The organism is Kitasatospora sp. NPDC092286 (assembly GCF_044755565.1).
GTDB lineage: Bacteria > Actinomycetota > Actinomycetes > Streptomycetales > Streptomycetaceae > Kitasatospora.
Genome location: NZ_JBIVRD010000009.1, coordinates 185,426 through 193,049 on the forward strand (window position 1 = coordinate 185,426; position 7,624 = coordinate 193,049).

Below are 7,624 nucleotides of genomic sequence, written 5' to 3' on the forward strand. Positions count from 1 at the left end.
TCCCCGCTCAGTGGGTGGTGGGGGCCGGCGAGATGCCGCCGAGGCCGCGGCCCGCCCGCCAGTCGTCCAGGATCCGCTTCTGGAGGGCGAACATCTCCTCCTCCTCCTCGGGCTCCTCGTGGTCGTAACCGAGGACGTGCAGCACCCCGTGGACGGTGAGCAGCTGCAGCTCCTCGTCCATCGAGTGCTTGGACGGGGCCGCCTTGCCCTGCTGCTCGGCGACCTCGGGGCAGAGCACGATGTCGCCGAGCAGGCCCTGCGGCAGCTCCTCGCCCTCCTTGCCGGGGCGCAGCTCGTCCATGGGGAAGGACATCACATCGGTGGGGCCCGGGAGATCCATCCACTGGATGTGCAGCTCCTCCATCGCCGCACCGTCCACCAGGATCACGGACAGTTCGGACTGCGGGTGGATCCGCATCTTGTCCAGTGCGTAGCGGGCGACGTCGAGGATGGCTTCCTCGTCAGCGTCCCAACCGGACTCGTTGGCGATGTCGATCGACATGACGGGCTGGTTACTCAGCTTTCGGTGCGATGGGACTGTCGGGGTGCGCGTGAGCCGCGCCGCTGGGTGGGCTTGCGGGGGGCCGACGGAACGTTCTCGTCGGTCTCCTGCCGGGCGTCCCAGCGCTCGTACGCGTCCACGATCCGGCCGACCAGCTTGTGGCGGACCACGTCGGTGCTGGTGAGGACGGAGAAGTGGATGTCGGGCACGTCGGCCAGGATCTCCTGGACGACCTTGAGGCCGCTGCGGGTGCCGCCCGGGAGGTCGATCTGGCTGGTGTCGCCGGTGACCACTACCCGGGAGTTGAACCCGAGGCGGGTGAGGAACATCTTCATCTGCTCGGGCGAGGTGTTCTGGGCCTCGTCCAGGATGATGAAGGCGTCGTTGAGGGTACGGCCGCGCATGTAGGCGAGCGGGGCGACCTCGATCGTCCCGGCGGCCATCAGGCGGGGGATGGAGTCCGGGTCCATCATGTCGTGCAGCGCGTCGTAGAGCGGGCGCAGGTACGGGTCGATCTTCTCGAAGAGGGTGCCGGGCAGGAAGCCCAGCCGCTCCCCCGCCTCGACGGCCGGGCGGGTCAGGATGATCCGGTTGACCTCCTTGGCCTGGAGGGCCTGGACGGCCTTGGCCATCGCGAGGTAGGTCTTGCCGGTACCGGCCGGGCCGAGGCCGAAGACGATGGTGTGCCGGTCGATCGCCTCGACGTAACGCTGCTGGTTGAGGGTCTTGGGGCGGATGGTGCGGCCGCGGTTGGACAGGATGTTCGCGGTGAACACCTGGGACGGCGCCGGGCTGTCCGGATTGTCCACGGCGCTCCGGAGCATGGCGATGGAACGCTCCACCGAGTCCTCCGTCAGGGGCTGGCCGGTGCGCAGCACCAGCATCATCTCGCTGAAGAGCTGCTGGACGAGGGCGACCTCGGCGCGCTCCCCGGTGGCGGTCACCTCGTTGCCGCGGACGTGGATGTCGGCGGCGGGGAAGCCCCGCTCGATCACGCGCAGCAGCGAGTCCGCGGTGCCGAGCAGGGTGACCATCGGATGCTTCTCGGGGATGACGATCCGGGCGCTGGTGCGGTCGTCGTCGGCCGGTTCGGGGCGCGACAGTCCGTTCGTACGGGTCTGCGATGTGTCACTCATAGGTCGGCGCTGGGGCCTGCCTCATCCCATCCGTGTCTCGTGGTGCCGCTCGGTCTCTCCGGGGCACCAGGGTACGCCGCGAGCGTGATCGCTGCGGCGGGCGGCGGGGCCGCACGCGTCGATGCTGCGGCAGATCGGGGGACGGCGCGAGCGGTTTTCCGGCCGGGCCCGGGCCCGCTCGCGTCCGGTCACGGCCGGCGTCTGGCCGGTACGGGTACCCGGGTGAGGTCCTCGGCGAGCACCACGGTGCCGTCGAAGTGCTTGCGGGCGTCGGCGAGATGCTGTCCGAGGTCGGGGTAGCGCTGCGAGAAGTGGGTCAGGACGAGGGTCTGGACCCCGGCCTCGGCGGCGACCTTGGCGGCCTGGCCCGCGGTGAGATGGCCGTGGTCCTCGGCGAGCCGGATGTCGGCGTCGGTGAAGGTCGACTCGATGACCAGCAGGTCGGCGCCCTCGGCGAGTTCGTGGACGCCCTCGCAGAGCCGGGTGTCCATCACGAAGGCGAACCGCTGCCCGGGCCGGGGTTCGCTGACCTGGTCCAGGGTGATCCGCCGGCCGTCCGCCTCGATCACGCCGTGGTGCTGGAGCCGGCCGACGTCCGGGCCGGCGATGCCGAAGGCGGCGAGCCGCTCGGGGACGAGCCGGCGGCCGTCGGGCTCGGTGAGCCGGTAGCCGAAGGACTCGACGGGGTGCGAGAGCCGGACGGCGTCCAGCGCGAAGCGGGCACCGGGCGCGGGCAGCGGGCCGGACTCCTCGATCGGGCGGGGGCGCAGCACGGCCGTCTCGTGGAAGGCGGTGGAGTACCGCAGCCGCTCGAAGTAGACCTCGCCGGAGGCCGGGAAGTAGACGTCCACCGGGTGCGGGACGCGGTCCAGGTTGATCCGCTGGATGACCCCGGCGAGGCCCAGGCTGTGGTCGCCGTGGAAGTGCGTGACGGCGATCCGGGTGAGCTGGGTGGCGGAGACCCCGGCGTGCAGCATCTGGCGCTGGGTGCCCTCGCCGGGGTCGAACAGCAGGCCCTCGCCGTCCCAGCGCAGCAGGTAGCCGTTGTGGTTGCGGTGCCGGGTGGGCACCTGGCTAGCGGTGCCGAGGACGACGAGTTCGCGCTGCGACACGTCGTCAGACCATGCGCTCGGTCATCGGCTTGCCGCCGAGCACGTGGACGTGGGCGTGGAAGACGGTCTGGCCCGCGCCCGCACCGGTGTTGAAGATCAGCCGGTAGTCCTCGATGCCCTCCTCCCTGGCCACCTCGCCGGCCTCGGCGAGCAGTTCACCGGCGATCTCCGGCTCGGCGGCGGCCAGGGCGGCGGCGTTCGGGTAGTGGACGTGCGGGATGACCAGGACGTGGGTCGGGGCCTTCGGGCTGATGTCCCGGAAGGCGAGGGTGCGCTCGGTCTTGCGCACCATGGTGGCCGGGATCTCGCCCGCCACGATCTTGCAGAACAGGCAGTCGGGCTGCGGCTCGCCGGCCATCGGGGTCTCCTCGTGTTCGCAGGTCGGGGCTTGCGGTGTCGGGGCGTCCGCCGCCGACGGGTGCGCCGCCGGGGCGTTCGCCGTCCGGGCGTACGGCCGCATGCTAGCCGAGCCGCCCGGTCGCCTGCTGGTAGTCCTGCGGCCGCACCGCCCCCGGCGGGGGACCGACCGGGCCGGTCCCCCGCCGGAGCGCCCGGCTGTCACTCCCAGGGCAGCGACGGCGCGGTCCTCGCCGGGGTCTCGGCCAGCGCGGCCAGGGCGATCCGCACGCCCTCGGCCAGCTGCGGGTCCTCCCCCGCCGCCCACTGGTGCGGGGCGATCGGCACCTCGACGTCCGGGTCGACCCCGTGGTTCTCCACGCCCCAGCCGTAACCCTCCGTCCAGAACGCGTACTTGGGCTGGGTCACCAGGGTGCCGTCGACCAGGCTGTACTGGCTGTCGATGCCGATCACACCGCCCCAGGTCCGGGTGCCGACCACCGGACCGAGCCCGAGCGCCTGGATGGCGGCGTTGACGACATCGCCGTCCGAACCGGAGAACTCGTTGGCCAGCGCCACGATCGGTCCGCGCGGGGCGTCACCCGGGTACGGCACCGGGCTGGCGATGTCCCGGGCGACGTCCCAGCCGACGATCCGGCGGGCCAGCTTCTCGATCACCAGCTGTGAGGTGTGGCCGCCGCGGTTCTCCCGGATGTCGACGATCACGCCCTCCTTGGCCATCTCCGACCGCAGATCGCGGTGGATCTGGGCCCAGCCGGCGCTCTGCATGTCGGGGATGTGCAGATAGCCGAGCCGCCCGCCGGACAGCTCGCGCACCGCGGCCCGCCGCCCGGCCACCCAGTCGTGGTAGCGCAGCGGCTCCTCGTCGGCGAGCGGGACGATCACCGGGTGGCGCTGGTCGGTGCCGTCCTTGCCCGCCACGGTGAGCTCGACCGGCTGCCCGGCGGTGCCGGCCAGCAGCGGTGCGGGCCCGGTGACCGCGTCCACCGGGCGGCCGTTGACGGCCAGGACGGCGTCCCCCGGGCGGACGGCGGCGCCCGGCGCGGCCAGCGGCGAGCGGGCCCGCGGGTCGGAGGACTCGCCGGGCAGGATGCGGGCGATCCGCCAGACGTCCCCGTCCTTGACCAGGTCGGCGCCCAGCTGCCCCTGCCAGCGGGCGGCTTCGGCGTGGATGCCGCGCGGCAGGACGTAGGCGTGCGAGGTGCCCAGTTCGCCGTGCACCTCCCAGAGCAGGTCCACCAGGTCGTCGTGCGAACCGAGCCGGTCCAGCAGCGGCCGGTAGCGCTCCAGCACGCCGGCCCAGTCGACCCCGCCGAGGTCCGGACGCCAGAAGTTGTCCCGCATCAGGCGGCCGTTCTCCTCGTACATCTGCCGCCACTCGGCCGCCGGATCGACGGTCACCCGCAGCCGGGCGAGGTCGACGCCGATCTCGTCGTCCTCGCCGGACGCCTTGTGGTCGGCGGGCAGGATCCGCAGCTCGCCCTCGTCCAGGACGGCCAGCCGGGTGCCGTCGCCGCTGACCTCGAAGGAGTCGAGGCCGTCCACCAGCTGCTCGGCGCGGCGCTTGCGGAAGTCGAACCGCTCCAGCGTGGGGCGCGGCCGCTCGTCCTCCAGCGAAGCCGCCTCGTCGCCGAGTTCACCGATCAGCGGGACCCTGGTCCAGAGCACTCCGTCCTTGGCGGCCTTCAGGTCGCCGAACCGGCCGCCCTCGACCGGGAAGGGCACGATCCGGTCGGCGATGCCGTCCAGGTCGACCCGGGTGGCGGGCGGTGCGTCGGCGGCGCCCTCCTCGCCGTCCGCCTTCTTTCCCTTGGGCTCCTCCTCCTCGCCGCCGACCGGGCGGCCGGCCCGCTGCGGCCCGAACGGCGACGGTGTGTCGGCGGCCAGCGTGACCAGGTACGGGCGGCAGCCGTTCGGGAAGGACAGGTCGAAGGCGTGCGAGTCGTAGACCGGGTCGAAGCTGCGCACCGAGAGGAACGCCAGGTGCTTCCCGTCGGCGGTGAAGGCCGGCGAGGTGTCGACGAACCGCTGCTGGGTGACCTCGCCGACCGTCCGGGTGGCCAGGTTGGCCAGCGCGATCTGCCGCAGCGACCACGACCCCAGGCCGGGGACCGGCCGGGACCAGGCCAGCCAGGCCGAGTCCGGGCTGAACACCAGCCCGCTGACCTCGCCGTCCCGGCTGTGGGCCAGCTCGTGCACGGTGCCGTCGGCGAGCGTGACCAGCAGCACCCGGCCGTCGTGCGCGGCGACCGCCGCCTGCTTGCCGTCCGGCGAGACCTCCAGCCCGAGCACCCGGCCCAGCCGCCCGGCGGCCAGCCTGCGGCGCTCGGTGCCCAGTACCGCCGGGGCGTACTCGAGGGCGTCCTCGCCCTCGGCGTCCGTCACCCAGAGCACGCCCTGCCCGCCGTCCTCGCCCGGCACCACCCGGGCCAGCCGGCCGCGGACCCCGGGCGTCTCGGCCAGCACCCGGGCCGGGCCCTCGCGGTGGGTCAGCCAGTGCACGCTGCCGCGCACCACCACGGCGCCGGCCCGGCCGGTGCGGTCCGGGGCGGCGCTCTCCAGCCAGTGCGCGGCCGCCACCGGGCGGGGGCGGCGGCCGGCCCGCGGCCCGGCCAGCCGGATGTCCAGGCGGCGCGGCTCGGCGCCTTCGAGGTCGTCCAGCAGCCAGAGGTCGCCCGCGCTGTGCCAGACCACCCGGCTGCCGTCGGTGGCGGCGCCGCGCGCGTAGAAGCCGTCCGGGGAGGTGGTGTGGCGGCGCAGGTCGCCGCCGTCCGGAAGGCTGGAGTACAGCGCTCCGACGCCCTCGTGGTCGGAGAGGAAGGCGATCCGGGAGCCGTCCGGCCCGCCGACCCAGAGCGGGGACTCGATGTGCCCGTCCAGGGCCTCGTGCACCCGGGCGAACTCGTCCCGGCCGATCCAGAGCTTGCCGACCCGGCCGCCCCGGTACCGCTTCCACCAGGCGGGCTCCGCGCCGAACGCCGAGACCAGCAGCGTCCGCTCCCCGCCCGGCTCCTGGGCCAGGCCGCCGATCGGCCCGTACGGCAGCCGGACCGGCTCGCCGCCGTCCAGCGGCACCGCGTGCGCCCAGGTGCGGCGCAGGGTGGCCTGCCCGGCGGTGGTGGTGGCGACCGGGCGGCCGTCGGCCGTCCAGCCCTGGACCTGGGTCTGGCCGCTGCCCCAGTACGTCAGCCGGCGCGACGGGCCGCCGTCCACCGGCGCGACGTGCACCTCGGGCGCGCCGTCCCGGGTGGAGGTGAAGGCGATGTGCCGCCCGTCCGGGGAGAACCGCGGCCGGCGGACCGGAACGTGATCGGCCGTCAGCCGCCAGGCCCGGCCGCCGTCCAGCGGGGCCAGCCAGACGTCGTTCTCGGCGACGAAGGTGATCAGGTCACCGTGCAGATGAGGGTGGCGCAGGTACGCGCCCGCTGGGGTGCTCCGAGGTTCGCTCACGCGGTCAGCCTAGGCACCGACCCTGGCATCGCGCCCCGGTTTTTACGGACCACGACCCGCCGCGACCCACCGGGTCCGCCACGACCCTCCGCGACCCGCCCGGCGGATCCCGCCGGTCAGCCCCAGCGGCCGCTGCGGCCGAGCAGCAGGGCCCCGGCGGCGACCCCGGCGGTGGAGGTGCGCAGCACCGACGGGCCGAGCCGGTAGGGCGCGGCCCCGGCCTCGGCGAAGGCGGCCAGCTCCTCCGGCGAGACGCCGCCCTCGGGGCCGACCACCAGCACGATGTCCCCGGCGGCGGGCAGCGCGGCCGCGGCCAGCGGCTGGGCGCCCTCCTCGTGCAGCACGGCGGCGAGCGCGGCGCCGGCCAGGACGGGGGCCAGCTGCCGGGTGGTCATCGGGTCGCGGACCTCGGGGAAGCGCAGCCGGCGGGACTGCTTGCCGGCCTCCCGGGCGGTGGCCCGCCACTTGGCGAGCGCCTTGGCGCCGCGGTCGCCCTTCCACTGGGTGATGCAGCGGGAGGCGGCCCACGGGATCACCACGTCGACACCGACCTCGGTCATGGTCTCCACCGCCAGCTCGCCGCGGTCGCCCTTGGGCAGCGCCTGGACGACGACGATCCGCGGCGCCGGCTCGGGCTCCCGGCGGACGGCGGCCACGGTCACCTCGATGGCGTCCTTGCCGTGCACCGCCGCGACGGTGCCGTCCACGCCGAGCCCCAGCCCGTCCGCGAGCGTCACCGCCTCCCCCGGCTCCAGCCGCTTCACGGCGGCGGCGTGCCGCCCCTCGGGACCGTCCAGCCGGACCACCGCACCGGGCACGGCGGCGGCGATCCGCTCGGTCTCGACGACGAACACGGGCGCGGTCATGGGGCTTTCCCTCCGGGACTGGTACGGGGCCGGCGGACGGCCGGCGCGGGAGACCCCGCGCGGGCCGGCGGCCGCGAACGGGGCGCGGGGGGGGGGGGGGGGGGGGCGCCCGGGCCCCCCCCGGGGCCCCCCCCCCCCCGGGGGGCGCCCCCCCCCCGGCCCCCCCCCCCCCCCCGGGCTTCCCGCCCAGAACGCCCGCGA

The 7,624-nt window shown here is 74.8% G+C and carries 6 protein-coding genes; all 6 read right to left on the minus strand.

The genetic code is table 11. The features are described 5' to 3' along the window. Positions 1-7: 7 nt before the first annotated feature. Positions 8-502 carry an rRNA maturation RNase YbeY gene (ybeY, locus tag ACIQIB_RS12010; protein WP_363439878.1) on the minus strand — a complete coding sequence of 165 codons (495 nt, stop codon included), beginning with the start codon at positions 500-502 and terminating at the stop codon, positions 8-10. A gap of 14 nt (positions 503-516) precedes the next feature. Then, a complete protein-coding gene (locus ACIQIB_RS12015; protein ID WP_363607251.1) occupies positions 517-1,536 on the minus strand; it encodes a PhoH family protein in 1,020 nt (339 codons plus the stop codon). Between the two features lie 290 nt (positions 1,537-1,826). Then, entirely contained in the window at positions 1,827-2,750 is a 924-nt protein-coding gene (locus tag ACIQIB_RS12020) for a ribonuclease Z (protein ID WP_400757737.1), read from the minus strand. Between the two features lie 4 nt (positions 2,751-2,754). Next, positions 2,755-3,108 carry a histidine triad nucleotide-binding protein gene (locus tag ACIQIB_RS12025; protein ID WP_400757738.1) on the minus strand — a complete coding sequence of 118 codons (354 nt, stop codon included), beginning with the start codon at positions 3,106-3,108 and terminating at the stop codon, positions 2,755-2,757. A 200-nt stretch (positions 3,109-3,308) separates the two neighbouring features. Then, positions 3,309-6,557 (minus strand): PDZ domain-containing protein, encoded by a 3,249-nt coding sequence (locus ACIQIB_RS12030; RefSeq protein ID WP_400757739.1) that lies wholly within the window; start codon positions 6,555-6,557, stop codon positions 3,309-3,311. A 116-nt stretch (positions 6,558-6,673) separates the two neighbouring features. Next, positions 6,674-7,423 (minus strand): 16S rRNA (uracil(1498)-N(3))-methyltransferase, encoded by a 750-nt coding sequence (locus ACIQIB_RS12035; protein WP_363607246.1) that lies wholly within the window; start codon positions 7,421-7,423, stop codon positions 6,674-6,676. Between the last annotated feature and the right edge of the window lie 201 nt (positions 7,424-7,624).